General features: G+C 50.1%; 16 protein-coding genes. 12 read left to right on the forward strand and 4 right to left on the reverse strand.

The genetic code is table 11. The features are described 5' to 3' along the window. Window positions 1-155: 155 nt before the first annotated feature. The 7 genes from metA to SNR34_RS08895 all read left to right on the forward strand — a co-directional run bounded on the left by metA (window position 156) and on the right by SNR34_RS08895 (window position 7,547). Entirely contained in the window at window positions 156-1,073 is a 918-nt protein-coding gene (metA, locus tag SNR34_RS08865; protein ID WP_486181725.1) for a homoserine O-acetyltransferase MetA, read from the forward strand. 24 nt (window positions 1,074-1,097) lie between these two features. Next, window positions 1,098-2,285: a PLP-dependent transferase gene (locus SNR34_RS08870; protein WP_486181726.1), complete on the forward strand. Its 1,188-nt coding sequence runs from the start codon at window positions 1,098-1,100 to the stop codon at window positions 2,283-2,285. Beyond that, the gene (locus SNR34_RS08875; RefSeq protein WP_486181727.1) at window positions 2,278-3,456 is read left to right on the forward strand and encodes an aminotransferase class I/II-fold pyridoxal phosphate-dependent enzyme; all 1,179 of its coding nucleotides are present in this window, start codon (window positions 2,278-2,280) and stop codon (window positions 3,454-3,456) included. Before SNR34_RS08870 ends, SNR34_RS08875 begins: the two co-directional genes overlap by 8 nt. Before the next feature lie 5 nt (window positions 3,457-3,461). Further along, window positions 3,462-3,851: a YybH family protein gene (locus SNR34_RS08880; RefSeq protein WP_486181728.1), complete on the forward strand. Its 390-nt coding sequence runs from the start codon at window positions 3,462-3,464 to the stop codon at window positions 3,849-3,851. 341 nt (window positions 3,852-4,192) lie between these two features. After that, window positions 4,193-5,332 (forward strand): cyclic dehypoxanthinyl futalosine synthase, encoded by a 1,140-nt coding sequence (gene mqnC / locus SNR34_RS08885; RefSeq protein ID WP_236415914.1) that lies wholly within the window; start codon window positions 4,193-4,195, stop codon window positions 5,330-5,332. 239 nt (window positions 5,333-5,571) lie between these two features. Continuing rightward, complete coding sequence (locus SNR34_RS08890; RefSeq protein ID WP_486181729.1) at window positions 5,572-6,537, forward strand: aldo/keto reductase; 966 nt, start codon at window positions 5,572-5,574, stop codon at window positions 6,535-6,537. Continuing rightward, entirely contained in the window at window positions 6,534-7,547 is a 1,014-nt protein-coding gene (locus SNR34_RS08895) for a zinc-binding alcohol dehydrogenase family protein (protein ID WP_486181730.1), read from the forward strand. The genes SNR34_RS08890 and SNR34_RS08895 overlap by 4 nt, the downstream gene beginning before the upstream one ends. A gap of 355 nt (window positions 7,548-7,902) precedes the next feature. Here SNR34_RS08895 and SNR34_RS08900 read toward each other — a convergent pair whose 3' ends face one another. From SNR34_RS08900 to SNR34_RS08915, 4 genes are all read right to left on the reverse strand, one after another. Further along, window positions 7,903-8,808, reverse strand: coding sequence for a YitT family protein (locus tag SNR34_RS08900; protein ID WP_236415909.1), 906 nt, complete (start codon window positions 8,806-8,808; stop codon window positions 7,903-7,905). Between the two features lie 106 nt (window positions 8,809-8,914). After that, window positions 8,915-10,153 (reverse strand): cation:proton antiporter, encoded by a 1,239-nt coding sequence (locus SNR34_RS08905; protein ID WP_486181731.1) that lies wholly within the window; start codon window positions 10,151-10,153, stop codon window positions 8,915-8,917. A 4-nt stretch (window positions 10,154-10,157) separates the two neighbouring features. Continuing rightward, complete coding sequence (locus tag SNR34_RS08910; protein ID WP_236415906.1) at window positions 10,158-10,652, reverse strand: cation:proton antiporter regulatory subunit; 495 nt, start codon at window positions 10,650-10,652, stop codon at window positions 10,158-10,160. Between the two features lie 334 nt (window positions 10,653-10,986). Next, on the reverse strand, window positions 10,987-11,388 hold the full coding sequence (locus SNR34_RS08915; protein ID WP_236415905.1) for a hypothetical protein: 402 nt from the start codon (window positions 11,386-11,388) through the stop codon (window positions 10,987-10,989). Between the two features lie 180 nt (window positions 11,389-11,568). Here SNR34_RS08915 and SNR34_RS08920 point away from each other — a divergent pair, with 180 nt between their 5' ends. From SNR34_RS08920 to liaF, 5 genes are all read left to right on the forward strand, one after another. Beyond that, on the forward strand, window positions 11,569-12,513 hold the full coding sequence (locus tag SNR34_RS08920) for a putative sporulation protein YtxC (RefSeq protein WP_486181732.1): 945 nt from the start codon (window positions 11,569-11,571) through the stop codon (window positions 12,511-12,513). A gap of 429 nt (window positions 12,514-12,942) precedes the next feature. After that, window positions 12,943-14,880: a threonine--tRNA ligase gene (gene thrS / locus SNR34_RS08925; RefSeq protein WP_339277110.1), complete on the forward strand. Its 1,938-nt coding sequence runs from the start codon at window positions 12,943-12,945 to the stop codon at window positions 14,878-14,880. A gap of 460 nt (window positions 14,881-15,340) precedes the next feature. Next, the gene (locus tag SNR34_RS08930; protein WP_236416314.1) at window positions 15,341-15,877 is read left to right on the forward strand and encodes a 3D domain-containing protein; all 537 of its coding nucleotides are present in this window, start codon (window positions 15,341-15,343) and stop codon (window positions 15,875-15,877) included. A gap of 115 nt (window positions 15,878-15,992) precedes the next feature. Continuing rightward, on the forward strand, window positions 15,993-16,178 hold the full coding sequence (locus SNR34_RS08935; RefSeq protein ID WP_236415900.1) for a hypothetical protein: 186 nt from the start codon (window positions 15,993-15,995) through the stop codon (window positions 16,176-16,178). Between the two features lie 182 nt (window positions 16,179-16,360). Continuing rightward, a complete protein-coding gene (gene liaF, locus SNR34_RS08940; RefSeq protein ID WP_236415898.1) occupies window positions 16,361-17,392 on the forward strand; it encodes a cell wall-active antibiotics response protein LiaF in 1,032 nt (343 codons plus the stop codon).

Genomic DNA, 17,392 nt, shown 5'->3' on the forward strand with positions numbered 1-17,392 from the left:
ATATGCACCGACTTCTCAGCACTGATTTTCGCTAAGCAATTTAAGGCTGTCCCGTAGACGACAAGGGCTGCATGTGGACATTGCGTCTGCGCTCGGAGACCAGCTCTTGGCAGCTAAGCCTGCATCTATCTATGCTTAAGGAGGAGTTACACACCATGCCGATCAAAATACCAGATGCCTTGCCCGCAAAGGAAGTGCTTGCGGGAGAGAACATTTTCGTAATGGATGAATCGTCTGCTTACAAGCAGGATATTCGCCCATTGCGCATTGCTATTTTAAACCTGATGCCGACCAAAGAAACAACGGAAACCCAATTGCTCCGCCTTGTGGGGAATACGCCGATTCAGGTGGACATCGTGTTGGTGCATCCGAAATCCCATACCTCCAAAAACACGTCTCAGGAATATCTCAACCTGTTCTACAAAACGTTTGACGAGATTGAGCATCGCCGTTTCGACGGCATGATCATTACCGGCGCCCCAGTGGAACAGATGGATTTCGAAGACGTGAACTATTGGAAGGAAATCCAGGAGATTTTCGAATGGACCAAAACCAACGTTACGTCGACCATGCATATATGTTGGGCTTCGCAGGCGGGTTTGTATCATCATTTTGACGTGCCGAAAATTCCGCTGGCCGAAAAATGCTTCGGCGTTTTCCCGCACACGGTGAACAAATCCCATGTTCCGCTCCTGCGCGGATTTGACGAAGTGTTCAACATCCCGCATTCCCGCCATACGGAAGTACGGCGCGAAGATATTTTGAAAAACGACAATCTCGAAATTTTGTCCGAGTCGGAGGAGGCAGGCGTGTTCCTGGTAGCCACCAAGGACGGCAAGCAAATTTTCGTGACAGGCCATGCCGAATACGATCCTCTTTCGCTGAAATGGGAATATGATCGTGATGTGGCCAAAGGATTGAACATCGATCCGCCGAAATATTACTTCCCGAATGACGACCCTTCCCGTGTTCCTCCGGCAACCTGGCGGGCGCATGCAAACTTATTATTCTCTAATTGGCTCAATTACTATGTGTATCAGGAAACCCCTTACGATATTGGTCCGCAAATTTAATTGTGATAACAGGAGGATGCAGCAATGGAAGACAACAAGCTGAAAATTGAAAGTCGACTGGCCCAAATCGGGTCCGTCAATGAACCGGTCACGGGCGCGGTGAATTTTCCGATCTATCAATCAACGGCGTTCCGCCATCCAAAGCTGGGGCAGAGCACCGGGTTCGATTATATCCGCACGACCAATCCGACCCGCAAAGTGTTGGAGGAAGCAGCAGCTGCATTGGAATCCGGCGATGCCGGGTTTGCGTGTAGTTCGGGCATGGCTGCCCTGCAAACGATCTTCTCCCTGTTCGGACAGGGGGATCATCTAATCGTGTCGCTGGATCTGTATGGCGGAACCTATCGCCTGCTGGAACGGATTTTATCCCGTTTCGGCGTAACAGCCAGCTATGTAGATACCAATGACCTCGCGGCGCTTGAAGAAGTGCGCAAACCGAATACAAAGGCGGTATTCATTGAAACACCGACAAACCCGCTGATGATGATCACAGATATAGAGGCCGTTAGTGCTTGGGCGAAAAGCCATGGTCTGTTGACCATCGTCGATAATACGCTCTTGACGCCGTTCTTCCAACGTCCGATTGAGCTTGGAGCCGACATCGTCATCCACAGCGCGACCAAATATTTGGGCGGTCACAATGACGTGCTTGCCGGTCTGATCGTAACGAAAGGCGAGCAATTGTCTGCCGAAATGGCATTCCTGCATAACTCCATCGGTGCCGTGTTGTCCCCGAGCGATTCTTACCAGTTGATGAGAGGGATGAAAACGCTGGCTCTCCGCATGGAACGCCATGAGCACAACGCGTTGACGATTGCGAAGTATTTGCTGGAGCATCCTGCAGTGGCCGAAGTGTTCCATCCCGGTCTGTCGGATCATCCAGGCCATGAGCTGCAAAACAAACAGTCCAGCGGTAACACCGGGATTTTCTCCTTCAAGGTGAAGGATGCCCGTTATGTAGAGCCGGTCCTGCGCCATATCAAGCTGATCGCTTTTGCCGAAAGCCTGGGCGGGGTCGAATCGTTGATGACGTATCCTACCGTGCAGACACATGCCGACATCCCGCTTGAAATCCGCGACGCCGTAGGCGTGGATGACCGTTTGCTTCGCTTCTCCGTTGGCATCGAGCATGTGGATGACCTGATTGCCGACCTGGGCGGTGCGCTTGAGGCAGCGCAGCGCGAAGTTGAAGGAGGGGAAAGCCATGAGTGAGCAGAACCATAACGGGAACGAACAGGCAAGCCGGCTGAAATTCGATACCAAATTGCTTCATTTCGGCGATGAGGTGGACAAGGCCACCGGCGCTTCCAGCGTGCCGATATATCAGGCTTCGACGTTCCATCATTTCGATATTCACAATCCGCCGCAGCATGACTACTCCCGTTCGGGCAACCCGACACGCCAGGCGCTGGAAGATTATATTGCCCTGCTGGAAGGCGGCGTACGAGGCTTTGCCTATTCATCGGGCATGGCGGCGATCTCCAGCGTGTTTATGATGTTTTCTGCCGGGGACCATGTCATCGTGACGGAAGACGTATACGGCGGCACTTACCGCCTGCTGACGTCCATTTTGAACCGGATGAACATTGAGACGACATTCGTGGACATGACGAATCTCGGCGAGGTGAAGGCGGCAATCAAGCCAAACACCAAAGCAGTATATATTGAAACACCGTCCAACCCGACGCTGAAAATTACCGACATCGGCGCGGTAGCTTCATGGGCTCAGGAAAATAACCTGATCAGCATTTTGGACAACACGTTTATGACACCTTATTACCAGCGTCCGATCGAGCTTGGCGTTGATATCGTGGTGCACAGTGCGACCAAGTTTCTGGGAGGACACAGTGACGTGCTGGCAGGTCTTGCCGTTGCGCGTACGGAGTCGCTGGGACGCCAGTTGAAGCAGCTGCAAAACGGTCTGGGCACCGTGCTTGGCGTACAGGAATCGTGGCTGCTCATGCGTGGGATGAAAACGCTGGGCGCACGCATGGCGCACAGCGAACAGAGCACGGCCAAACTGGCCGCATGGCTCAGCGGACGCAGTGACATCGAGGCTGTCTTCTATCCAGGGCTGCAGGAGCATCCCGGCCGCGAAGTGCATGAGCGTCAATCGAGCGGATATGGAGCCGTTGTATCCTTTGATGTAGGGTCCGGTGAGCGTGCCAAAGCCGTATTGAACCGCGTGAAACTTCCAATTGTTGCCGTGAGTCTCGGAGCGGTCGAAAGCATCCTGTCCTATCCTGCGATGATGTCGCATGCCGCCATGCCTGCCGAAGTACGGCGTGATCGCGGCATTACGGACGGATTGCTCCGGTTCTCCGTCGGGCTTGAGGATATCGACGACCTGATTGCAGATCTGGATCAGGCATTACGGGGGTAATTTTATTGGGATCTATCGAGGCAGAGGATTATATCCAAGCATTGGAACGTTATATCGAAGCAACGAATACGCATGATTTCCAAAATGTTAGACAGCTGCTGCATCCCAATGCGGTTTATTGGTTCTCGGATAAAACGTGTACATCGCCAGAAGAGATCCAGGCTTATTTTGAACATGCCTGGGATATGATCAAGGAAGAGGTCTACTCTGCAGCAGATGTCCAATGGATTGCCGTTGACGGGAATACGGCGACCTGCGTTTACCAATATAAATATGAAGGATATTTGCAGGGGAAATTGGTCAAGGGCAGTGGACGGGCAACCAATGTCTTCATTAAAGATACGGAGCTAGGCTGGAAACTGATCCACGAACATTTAAGCAGCATTCCGGGTTAACGTAACCCGGGAATAGGATGCTCTTTGGGAAGTATTCCAACTGTTTCAGGCAATTTCAGGGCTCAAGCATCGCTGCCATTATCGCGTCTTTTGAATATTCATATTTTTACTTATTTTTAAAGCACCTTATTCATAAGGTGCTTTTTTTCACATGTAACCTGTGTTACGATAGATAGAGCATTAACGAACTGCGATGTTGCCACCAGAACTTGCCTATATATGAAACGCATTTTGCAATTGCATCCAATGATCGATATGCAGGTTGGCCTGCTGCAAAATGCCATTGAACAAGTCGGGACGGATCGTGATCATATTTCTCTTCATGAGGGAGGCTTTTCACAATGAGTACGGTAGACCGTATCCTAGATAAAGCCCTTCGGGGCGAACGTTTGGACCTGGAAGACACGATTCAGCTGTTTGAATCGAACGAGATCGACAAAATCGGGGCTGCTGCCAATGTTATCATGAAACGCATGCATCCCGAGCCTTACAGAACTTTCGTCATTGGGCGTAACGTCAACTACACCAACGTGTGCGACGTCTACTGCCGTTTTTGTGCTTTCTATCGCCGGCCGGGTTCGGATGAAGGCTATGTGCTTCCGGATGAGGTGATTTTCCAGAAAATTCAGGAAACCGTTGACGTTAACGGCACCGAAATTTTGATGCAGGGCGGCACCAACCCCAATCTGCCATTCAGCTATTACACCAATTTGCTCAAAGCGATCAAGGAGCGTTTCCCTGAAATTACGATGCACTCCTTCTCGCCGGCTGAAATCCGCAAAATGGTCGAAGTGTCGGACGGCCTGACATTGGAAGAGGTTATGCGGGAAATTCATGCTGCCGGACTCGATTCCTTGCCTGGCGGCGGAGCGGAAATCCTCGATGATCGGACTCGCCGCAAAATCAGCCGCCTGAAAGGTTCCTGGCGGGATTGGATGGACGTCATGCAGACGGCTCACCGCATCGGCATGAACACAACCGCAACGATGGTGATCGGGTTGGGCGAAACGATGGAAGAGCGTGCGCTGCACTTGATGCGCGTCCGCGAAGCACAGGATGAATGCATCGCGAACAACTATGATTCCGAAGGTTTTCTGGCCTTTATTCCATGGACCTTCCAGCCGGATAATACAAATCTGAAGCTGGAACGCCAAACGCCGGAAGAGTACTTGAAAACGGTCGCGATCAGCCGCCTCGTGCTCGACAACATCAAAAATATCCAGTCTTCCTGGGTAACGATGGGACCGGAAATCGGCAAAAAATCGCTGGAATTCGGATGTAACGATTTCGGCAGCACGATGATTGAAGAAAACGTCGTTTCTGCCGCAGGTGCGACATATAAGGTCAACATTGGCTCCATTTTGCAGCTGATTCGCGAATCCGGCTATATTCCGGCACAGCGTAATACCAAATATGAAATCCTGCGCATGTTCGACGAAGAACAGAATGCGGTAGAGCATGATTTCGTGATGCAAAACTAGGATGTAAACGTCATTATAATATCTTCCGGCCCGCCTTTTTCTCTTCAAGAGAAGGGGCGGGTTTTTTCAGGATGATCATGTACCTACAAAAAATATAATCGAATAAAGCTCAGAAAAAGATCAAAAAAGAGTACATATTGCACGTTGAACGCTATTTTATAATCATTTTAAGCTGATAAAATGAAAGGGCATTCAGAACGGAAGAAGTATATATCATCATGAAAGGAGTGGGCTTCCTTATGAAACAAAGAGTGTTGGGCAATACAGGCCTGAAGGTGCCCGTGCTCAGTTTTGGTGCATCCTCCCTGGGTTCGGTATTTCGGGATATTGATCGCAGCGAAGGCATACGGACCGTGCATGCGGCGGTGGACGCAGGAATGAATTATATCGATGTTTCCCCTTATTATGGGTTGACCAAAGCGGAAACGGTGCTCGGCGAGGCGCTTAAGTCGCTCCCGCGCAGTTCGTATACGCTCTCTACCAAAGCAGGACGTTACGGTGAAAACGCATTTGATTTCTCCCGCCAACGCATATTGGACAGCGTGCAGGAAAGTTTGGCGCGGCTCCATACGGATTATATCGATATCCTTTTTCTGCATGATATCGAATTCGTTCCGGCCGACATCATCATTGAGGAAGCGTTTCCGACGCTGTTGCAGCTGAAAGAACAAGGCATTATCCGATATGCGGGCATTTGCGGCTTGCCCCTGCAGCTGTTCGAATACATGCTGGCTCGGGTTGAGGCGGATGCCATCATCTCCTATTGCCATTATGCGCTGAACGACAATTCTTTATTGTCCTTGCTGCCGCTTCTGGACAAAGAAGGCGTGGGCCTGGTCAACGCCTCTCCTCTTTCGATGGGATTGTTAAGCACGAGAGGAACGCCTGCTTGGCATCCTGCGGATGACGAGGTGAAGCAGGCATGTCTGGACGCAGCCCGCTTCTGCACGGAACAGGGGAGCGATATCGCCAAGCTGGCCGTGCAGTTTGCCACAGCCCACGAAAGAATTCCGACCACGCTGGTGAGCAGTGCAAATGAGCGGAACATTCGCAACAACGTGGCCTGGATCGAGGAGCCTATGGATGAGGAATTGCTGAACGAGGTGCTCCGCATTTTGGCTCCGATCCATAATGTCACCTGGACGAGCGGACGGCCCGAATATAACGAAAAAAGGCAGCAGACAGCCAAGGGGGAACCGAAATGAGAGCGATCGTATGCGAAGAGATTAACCGTCTGGCCCTTCGGCATGTGGACGAGCCTGTCATGGGTGATCAAGAAGCGCTGGTATCGATTCGCAGAATAGGCATTTGCGGCACCGATCTTCATGCGTATAAAGGAAATCAGCCTTTTTTTACTTACCCGCGTATTTTGGGGCATGAATTGGCAGGCGTAATTGATCAAATCGGAAACAATGAAGCCGGTTTGCAGCCGGGAGATCAGGTTAGCATCATTCCTTATCTTCACTGCGGTCAATGCATCGCGTGCCGAAGAGGAAAAACCAACTGTTGTGTTTCCATGCAGGTGATGGGCGTGCATGTGGATGGCGGAATGCGCGAGCAAATTGCCGTTCCCGTGTCACACCTGGTCAAGGCAAACGGCCTGACCCTGGACGAAACGGCCATGATCGAACCACTCAGCATTGGCGCGCATGCCGTCAGAAGGTCGGCCATACAACCTGGAGATCAGGTCGTGGTCATCGGAGCCGGACCGATCGGTCTGGGCGTTATGGCATTTGCGAAGCAGGCAGGAGCGAGGGTCATTGCTGTCGACCGAAATGCGAACAGGCTGGAACTCGGCCGGACCTGGGCCGGGGCGGATGAACTTGTTATTGCAGCGGACGACGCAGCAGGCCGGATTGCCGATTTAACCTCAGGGGATTTTGCAACCTCCGTTTTTGACGCCACCGGAAACGTGCAATCGATGAATGAAGCGATTCGTTATGTTGCTCATGGTGGGCAATTGATTTATGTCGGTTTGGTGAAGGCGGACATTGTTTTGCATGATCCCGAATTTCACAAACGCGAGATGGAAGTGCTGGGAAGCCGCAACGCCACGCGTGAGGACTTTGAACGTGTGATGGCTGTATTGCGCGGGAAAACGTTGAATATGGACGGCTTCATTACCCACAGGGCACGCTTCGAGGAATTGCCTGATTTCATGAATCGGCTGCTGCTCCCTGAAACGCAGGCCGTAAAAGCCGTTGTTGAACTGTAAATAAATGTGCCGACCGGGAATTTGGCGGACGTGTGCTGCAAAATAAATATATAAACGGCAAAAAATATACACACGTTAACGAAGAGGCAGAACCAATCTGAAGAAGCGAAGCGTTCGCTTAAAAGCTTTCTGAAAGAAAGCTGCATCGGAAGCAGAGGCTTATCACCGGATTACTCCTTAGAAAAGGAGATTCAAAATAATCTGGGGATAACAGCGATCGGAAGATGGTACTGCACTCGTAGTGGCCTAGTGTGAATGATTAATGCAATTTCTATAACAACAAAAAACTCTCTCTGATCTGGTGCGGAAGCATGCCACACACAGATCAGAGAGAGTTTTTATTTGAATCCCCTGGTTATTTTTCAGGGTGGGTAACGATGCCGGCATGCGGATCGATATGCCGTACGACCGATTTGAGCCAGATCATTTCCAGAACGTGGATTTCATAATAGAGCGTGCCGGGAATTTGCTGAATCCAGCCATCCGCGTTAGCGGGTTGCGTTATGTCTGCAGCTGCAAACGGTATTCCAGGTTCACGACGCAGTCGTTTGCGCAGCGCGGCCTGCACCTGATCGCTTTTGGAGGTCAATATATACAACTTGCGCTTCGACGTAAATCCCCGAAAAGCAATATACACCATCTCGTACGCAATCAGGTAGGCAATCACGGAATACATCGCTTGATCCCAGCCGAATACAACACCGGCTGCCGTCAGAATCAACAAGTTGATCAGCATAATTATTTTTTCAACCAGCATCCGCTTCCCGCTAAACAGGCGTTCCGGCGGACGGGAGGACGGATCACCGATTTCCAGCGTATCCAGCGTTCCGCCATACCTTACTACAAGTCCGATGCCTAGTCCAAGGCACAGACCGCCGAAGATGGCTGCAGCCAGAGGATGCTCTACCAGTGGCGGCATTGGATAAAGCACGAGGGCGCCGATCGAAAAGACAACCAGCCCGAGAACGCTGACCAATACGAACTTTTTTTGAACGATCCGATAGGACAGAAAAATAAAAGGTACATTAAACAAAAACAGGAACAAACCGATTCGCATCTCTGTCCAGTGAGCGAATAGCGAGGACAGGCCCGTGATTCCGCCGATAATGATTTTGTTCGGATGTAAGAACAATTCAAGGCCCACGGAGGCCAGAATGCCGCCAACGACCACCAAAAGCAGGTTAAGCAGACGATGCGTAGGCTTCGTTCGGGTCTTGGCGGGCGATTGCGCCGGATTAGCCGAGATCAGAGGTGCTTTCATGCGTCATCCTCCTTTGCGGCTGCGAGCCCTTCTCCCCGGGTGGGTTACAGAAAGAACGGCGAATGAGCCGCGATTGGTTTCAAGGGATTGCCTGGGTCAGAAGGCATCAGCCTTCTTCCTGAAGCACCTTGGTTTCTTCTTTCTTTTTACGAGGGTTCTTGAACTTGAATATTTTGTCCAGCAATCGGAAGACGTGCTTGGATTCTTTGGTCAACAACGGCCCGAGTATAGCCAGAATCAGAACGTACAGTGCCGCGAAAGGCTGCAGAATCGGCAGTAGTCCGCCTGCTTTACCCATGTTGGCCATGATGATAGAAAACTCACCGCGTGAGACAATAGTCAGTCCGATATTGGCGGAAGCTTTCGGTGAAAGTCCGGCGCTTCGTCCTGCCAGCATGCCTGCCAGGAAGTTGCCGAATAAGGTAACGATCACCGCGATCAAGGCAAGCCATACCGCTTCCCCGCCCAAGGCCAACGGATCGATGGACAGACCGAAGCTGAAGAAAAAGATGGCGCCGAAGAAGTCGCGGAATGGCAGAATCAAGTGTTCAATGCGTTTCGCATGCTCCGTTTCCGCCAGTACCAGACCGACGAGCAAGGCTCCGATGGCTTCCGCAACGTGAATGGTTTCGGAGAAGCCGGCGACCAGGAACAATGCACCGAAAACGACAAGCGAGAATAGCTCGTTGGAACGGATTTTGAGAGCTTTGTTCAGCAACGGCGTCGCTTTGCGCCCCAGTATGATGACGATAAGCATGAAACCAAGTGCGACAAGAGCGGACATGAGCACGCCTCCGATGGAAGACGAGTCGCTGAGCACTAGTCCGGACAGGATGGAAATATATACGGCGAGGAACACATCCTCGAACATAATAATGCCAAGAATCATTTCCGTTTCCGGGTTTGCCGTCCGTTTAAGGTCAACCAGCACTTTTGCCACAATGGCACTGGAGGAGATGGTCGTGATTCCAGCGATAACTAGCGCTTCCGCTACCGGAAATTGCGCAGCAAAACCGAGTACCAAACCTAGCGTAAAGTTGATGGCGATATAGATCGAACCACCGACCGCGATGGAACGGCCGGATTTGATCAACCTCCCGACCGAGAATTCCAATCCGAGATAGAAGAGCAGGAACAGAATCCCGATTCGTCCCATAAAGTCGATGAAGGGTTGGCTTTCGATAAAACGAAAATCCAAATGCCAGATTTTCATCGCATGGGGGCCGACGGCCATCCCGATCAAGATATAGAACGGAACGACCGAAAAGCGCAGTTTTGCCGAGATCAGGCCCGCAGCCGCGATGAGCACAAGGGCCAAACCGATTTCAAATACCAAATGGTCCATGCAGTCACCCCCTTCCGGTCAGAAGGAGAGACTTGAACAGCTTCTGCTGGTTGCGTTCGCCAACGGCAACAACCGTGGATTCTGCCGTGATCACGACCTCCGGACCGGGGCTGATATGTTTTTTGTGATTTTTCTCTACAACGGCAATGACTGTTGCCCCGGAGTTCTGACGCACATCCAGTTCTCCGATGGATTTGCCGATGCAGCCAAAAGAGGATTCGATTTTATACCATTCGATGATCAGGTCATCGAAAGTGACTTCAATGTTTTCGAGCTGCTTCGGTTTGTAGGTCAATCCGCCTACAATGGCGGCAATTTGTCTTGCTTCATGATCATCGAGCGTAATCATGGAGATACTTTGATCAGGGTCGTCGTATTCGAAATGATACATTTCCCGTCTTCCGTCATCATGGATAATGACAACGATTTTGTCTCCGCTGCTCGTTTCAATCTGAAATTTTCGGCCGATTCCCGGCAAATCTGTTTCACGTACATCCATTCGTTAAATGCCTCCTTAATATTGAAGGCCGGTCGAAAGTCAGGCGATTACCCGAAAATCAGATGATAGTCCACCGAGGAACGGGGGATTGAGGACGTGAAAATACGCCATGCTCAGACAGGTAAACAGAGCCGTGACTTTCAACTACACAGCCTTTATCGTAATTTGGGTGAGCAAGGTACAACAATTACAGCTCAAATAAGACGATGCTATCGAACAATCCAATCATTAACGTTTGCATAATGGGTATTAAGTTATGCACAAGCGCACCGTCGTGCCAAGAGGGCAGAGGCGACTCTATGCAAGGCAGCCTAAAATACGGATTACGTCACAATCAGAGCGCATTCGCGTACTTTGGTGCAAAGGAAGGGGATGACACAAACAAACTCGTGAATTTGATGGGCAGCAGAAATAATCTGCGTTTAAACAGATAAATCAACGGTTTAAAGGGCAGACGGGGAGCGGGAATTCGCAGCAGCAACAATAAGTTGACCACAAGAAACACAGGCCTGCTATGCGTAACCGCCAGCAGCTTGGACATGATTTGCGGATATTTGCGAATTAAAGGCTTTTGCTGGGACTCCGTAATTTGAAGCGCCGCCTCCTTGTTGGAGGTTGCATCCACAGACACACCTACAGCAGATTCCGACTGCATGGGAATAGGGAAGCACAAGCCCTGAAATACGCACAAAATAACGATCATGAGGCATCTGAGCAATTCCGAATATGTTCTCATCTTGGCTTCCCTCCTTTTCCGTGAAACATACTGTTATAAAAATAATAACACATTTTTGTCTTTTCTCCAAACCGGATTATTCGATGTTGAGAAATCATGACACCCTTTCCATCAATCCGCTTCGTATATCCCTGTTGGCCTTGCCATATACTTTGAACAGGATGGAAAGGAGTGAGCGACGTGGAATTGTTCAATGTATGGACAGAGGTGTCCGGAGCGGATGAGGCTGAACGTTTTTACCGGTGCGTCAAAGAGAAAACCAAAGGATTACATATAAGCAAAAGAGGTTTTCGGCTCACGTTCAAACATAAGAACGGGAGAGCCGTCTGGGTATGCAGAGGCAATGAAAAGCATGCCGATTTTCAGCAATGGCTGCCCAAAATCAGCGAAGTGCTGGCATTCGGCTTGGCGGATTTCATTATGGAAACCCAGGAACGATCCATCGCGGAACGCCTGATCTCCAAAGCCTGCTCGGTGATGGAGCAAGACGAGATCGAGAAGGTTAAACGGATTTTCATGCCGCTCCTTGATCAACATGTGATGGGGCAGCAGGGAATGCGGGAACGGAGACGAAATACATTGGCCAGCAGTTTGCGAAAGGATCTGGAGGAGGTCCATTTTTTTTCGCTGGAAGGCATCATCCGTTTCCGTATAAAGCAGTACAGACAGGAGCTTCAGGAGCTGGTGGAATACGCCATTGACGAGTTCTGGATGGATCGCCAGTACGAGGAGTTTATGGGGCTGCTTAAATACTTTGTATTTTTCCAGGAAGCGAAGGTGCCATTGGTACATCTTGTGCACAAAGGCTCCCATGAGTTCCGGGTGTTTGATGCTTCGTTCAATCCGCTGCCTGTTCAAAAAGACGAGCAGGTTGTCGTCGAAATGCCGGGACTGGAGCTGGAAATGGACATTGAGGACATGATTGTCAGCACCTTGATCTCCATCTCTCCCGAAAAAGTGCTGCTGCACACACGCACCCCGGATCTCCCTATTATTTCAACGATCCGCAACATTTTTGAGGACAAGGTTCAGATCTGCCACCAGTGCCCCGAGTGCGAGGTGCTCCGGACGGGACTGATGACAGGTCTTGACGCAAGTGATCTTGGCAATTATAATAACTGTTGATTCATGAAGTCTTCACTTCATGGCCGTACGATTCAATCTATAATAAAAGCGTTGACAAAGACATGAGCCATGCGCAAGGTTGGTGCAGAGAGGGGAAACAAGGCTGAAATTTCCTCCGAAAGCCACGTTTGGTTTACCCCTTTGTAGCTGCAGTTTTGAAAACGGCTAAGCCTGTGCATCTGACGACAGGCATTCGTCGCAAGTAAGGACTTGCCGGGTCATGCCCGTTATCGACATGCCAATGAGGGCTGCATGCCATAAGTTTTGTGAAAGGCAGCCGAATTAGGGTGGAACCACGAGTATGATCACACTCGTCCCTTGACCGGGACGGGTGTTTTTTGCGTTTTTGCCGAAATGGCGGGAACCGCATAGATTTCAGTCCGTCTCCGTGAGGACACAGCTCTAACATTCATAGGAGGAATGAGACCAATGACAGTAAACATTAAACTTCCGGACGGCTCCGTCCGCGAATATGCCGAAGGAAGCAACATTGAGGACGTAGCAGCTTCGATTAGCAGCGGATTGCGCAAAAATGCGGTAGCCGGCAAATTGGATGGCATCGTGGTAGACTTGTCCACACCGCTTCATGAAGGAGCTTTGGTCGAAATCGTGACCCAGGATACTCCCGAAGGACTTGAAGTGATGCGCCATAGTACCGCACACTTGCTCGCTCAAGCCGTTAAACGCTTGTACGGAAGCAAAGAGGTTCATCTCGGCGTGGGACCTGTTATCGAAGACGGATTTTATTACGACATGGATTTGGAACATCCGCTTAACCCGGAAGATTTGCAAAAGATCGAGAAGGAAATGGAACGCATTGTTGGCGAAAACCTGCCGATCGTTCGTAAAGAAGTTAGCCGCGAAGAAGCGATCCGCACCTTTGAAGAGGTGGGCGATCCGTACAAGCTGGAACTGATCCGTGACCTGCCCGAAGACAGCGTAATTACGATTTATGAGCAAGGCGAGTTCTTTGACCTTTGCCGTGGTCCGCACGTGCCTTCCACAGGCAAAATCAAAGTGTTTAAACTGATGAACGTTGCCGGGGCTTACTGGCGCGGAGACAGCAAAAACAAAATGCTGCAGCGTATCTACGGAACGGCTTTTGTGAAAAAGGCACAACTGGACGAGCACCTGCGCCTGCTGGAAGAAGCCCGCAAGCGGGATCACCGCAAGCTGGGCAAGGAACTGGAAATCTTCACCTTCTCCCAACTCGTGGGTCAAGGCTTGCCGATCTGGCTGCCGAACGGGGCGAAGCTTCGCCGTACACTGGAGCGTTACATCGTGGACCTGGAGGAAAGCCTGGGATACCAGCATGTCTACACACCGGTTCTGGGTAACGTGGAATTGTACAAAACGTCCGGTCACTGGGAGCATTATCAAGAGGACATGTTCCCGAAAATGGAAATGGATAACGAAGAGCTCGTGCTCCGCCCAATGAACTGTCCTCACCATATGATGGTGTACAAGTCCAGCATGCACAGCTATCGCGACCTTCCGATCCGCATTGCCGAACTGGGCATGATGCATCGTTACGAAATGTCCGGTGCACTGACAGGACTGCATCGCGTGCGTGCAATGACGCTGAACGATTCCCATATTTTCTGCCGTCCGGACCAGATCAAAGAAGAATTTGCACGCGTGATCGAACTGATTCAGACGGTTTATAAAGATTTCGGCATTGACGAGTACCGTTTCCGTCTCTCGTACCGCGATCCGCAGGATACGGAAAAGTATTTCCAAAACGACGAAATGTGGGAAATGTCCCAGCGTATGCTGCGTGAAGTCGTAGAAGAGCTTAACCTGCCGTTCTATGAAGCCGAAGGCGAAGCGGCATTCTACGGTCCGAAGCTGGACGTTCAGATCAAAACCGCTCTGGGCAAGGAAGAAACGCTGTCCACTGTACAGCTCGATTTCCTTCTCCCTGAACGCTTCGAACTGGAATATGTCGGAGATGATGGACAGAAACACCGCCCAGTCGTTATTCATCGCGGCGTAATCAGTACGATGGAACGTTTCACGGCATTCCTGCTGGAGAACTTTGCGGGCGCACTGCCGCTCTGGCTCTCTCCGGTACAGGCTAAAGTTATTCCGGTATCCACCCATTTCGACGACTATGCCCGCGAAGTGGAGGCCAAGCTGAAACGTGCAGGCATTTCCGCCGAAGCCGATCTTCGCAACGAAAAGCTGGGTTATAAAATTCGCGAAGCCCAATTGGAGAAACTTCCATATATGTTCGTTGTCGGAGAGAACGAGCGCAATGCCGAAGGTGTATCCGTGCGTAAACGGGGCGAAGGCGATTTAGGCATGAAGCCTTTGGATGAAATCGTGGCTCAATTGAAAGAAGAGATTGCTTCAAAACGGGTGTGACGTTCTACACGTTCTACACTGAAATCTAAACTAACATCTAAACTAACTCGGGAAAGGCGATCGATGATAAGCAGCCCGTGATTGGAAGATCCGTCATTCAGTATGCGGTTATGGCCGCGTGCTGGGTGCGGGTCTTTTTTGATGGATATTGATTTTAGAGTTATTGGGATTGGTATAACAACAGGGCATTTTGGAAAACCTTTGCAGTAAGGGGGAGGTTATATCCATGTCCATGTTCAAAACAAGTTCAATCCGAACCGTACCATTTCTGTTTATGTGCAGTGTCATCTTTGTTGTACTGATGTTTATAGAGGGAAGACAGGCGTTAGCTTACACGTTCGAAGAGGATAATGGCGAACGATTTGTCGAGCATATGAACCCTCCGCATCTCGTTTCTGCAGGCATAAGCAGCCATTATGCACAACGACTCATCACCAATGACCATGTTCGGGTGACGACGATGGGAGTATTATCCTTGCTGTGGTCCTCGAATGTGAACGATTCCAATGCAGGGAAACTGGCCAAGAACGGCGATGAATCATCCATACCTGTGTTGGCTCCGCGATCCGAACAAATACTGGATACACATAAAGTAACGGCAACCGGTTATACGGCAGGCGTAGAATCCACGGGCAAAGGGCCCAAACATCCGCAGTACGGGATAACGTATTCGGGAGTGAAAGTGCGGCGGGACAAGGAAACCGTATCCACGATCGCTGCAGATCCGAAATTGTTCCCCATGGGCTCCATTCTATACATTCCTGGGTATGGCTACGGAATCGTTGCCGATACGGGTTCAGCCATCAAGGGCAACAAAATCGATCTTTATTTCCCGACCATCAAACAGGTATATAAGGAATGGGGCAAAAAAGACGTTGAAGTGCAGGTCATCAAACAAGGAAACGGAAAGTGTACCGAAAAAATGCTGGATGAGCTGACAAAAACAATCAATGTGTATCGAAGCATTCCGGATTCTTGGTTAGACAAGGCCATCTAGGGTGATTTGGACGATGAATAACGGCAAAGGACTCTACACATAATACTTCTGGGGACAAGAGCGTTTGTGCATATCGTGCTTGAATCCCAAATACTAAAAGTGAGGTGCATTCATCGTGCCAAAAAATTTCCAAACAGGTCAAACTCCTAACCAGAAGTTCAATGCAGAATTTGGTCAAGAAAACGTAAAAGGAAAAGTGCAAAAGGCTGCGCAAAACAAAGTGCAGGAAAACTACAAAACTCCGGATGAAAAATTCAACTCCGAGTTTGCCGTAGAAGACCAAGGCCTTAACGAAAAGTAATCAAGTAACGATCAACGCCCTGGAGCTGATGTGCTCCAGGGTGTTGTTTTATTTATTTTTTTACATAAATGCCCATTCACATCGGTCTCGAGACGGAGTGGGGTTCCATCTGCCGCCGCTGTTCATGACTCCTTGTCTGCGTTAAACTGGTTACAGAATCAATGAAGAAGGAGAAATGAGCGATGAAACATTCTATGCGGGACCGTTGGTGGATTGGCATACCGTTGATCGCGGTCGGTCTGGTCATTCTGCTCAAACAAATGGGTTACGATATTGACATCGGATACGTGTTTAGAACATACTGGCCGGTATTTTTGATTTGGTGGGGATTCAAGGGCCTAACCGAAATCCGGCGAAACGGAGGTTACGCGGCGATCGGACCGGTCATCGTGCTTGCCATAGGCGGGTACTTCCTTGCGCGTAATCTGGATTGGATCGACTATTCCATGGGTGAGTTTATCCGGTACCTCATTCCCGTCATGCTGATTGGCGGAGGATTGTTTGTTTTGATCGGGCCACGCCGAAGAGACCGCAAGCATAAAGACCAAATGCAGTCCCCTCCGCCTGAGGCATCCGAAACCTACAAGCCGCTTACTCCGGAAGAATTGGAGATGCCTTCCACGTTTGACGAGCAATTCGAAAAAACGTTCGGCAAACCGAATGGCGGAGAAACAAGCGGAGTGCAGGGTAACGCCTCAACGCCACATGGTTCACACCATTCCGGGGAACAGCAATCCTGGAAACAATTCTCCCACGATTCCAAAGGTTACGAAGATGGCCAACATGGGAAACATGGGCAGCACGGCTACGGCTATGAAGATTACGGCGACGGCAGAAACATCAATAAATCCACGTTCATCGGAGACCTTCATCTCGGACAGGACGTCTTCCAATTGAAGCCGATGAATATCTCGACATTCATTGGAGACACGGTCATTGATCTTACCAAAGCCCAAATCCCTTACGGTGAAACCAAAATTAACATCTCTTCCTTTATTGGAGACGTCAAGGTGTTTGTGCCGGCCGACATGGACCTGGGGATCACGGTAACCACCAACTCGTTTATTGGCGACATGAGTTTGCTGAATCAGAAGCGGGGCGGATTTTTGAGCAGCGCACAGACAGAAACTCCGCATTACCGCGAAGCCGGCAAAAAAGTTCGCATCGTAGTCAGCGTATTTATTGGCGACGTCAAAGTAAACAAGGTGGGGTAA

It is taken from the genome of Paenibacillus sp. XP01, from assembly GCF_057364885.1.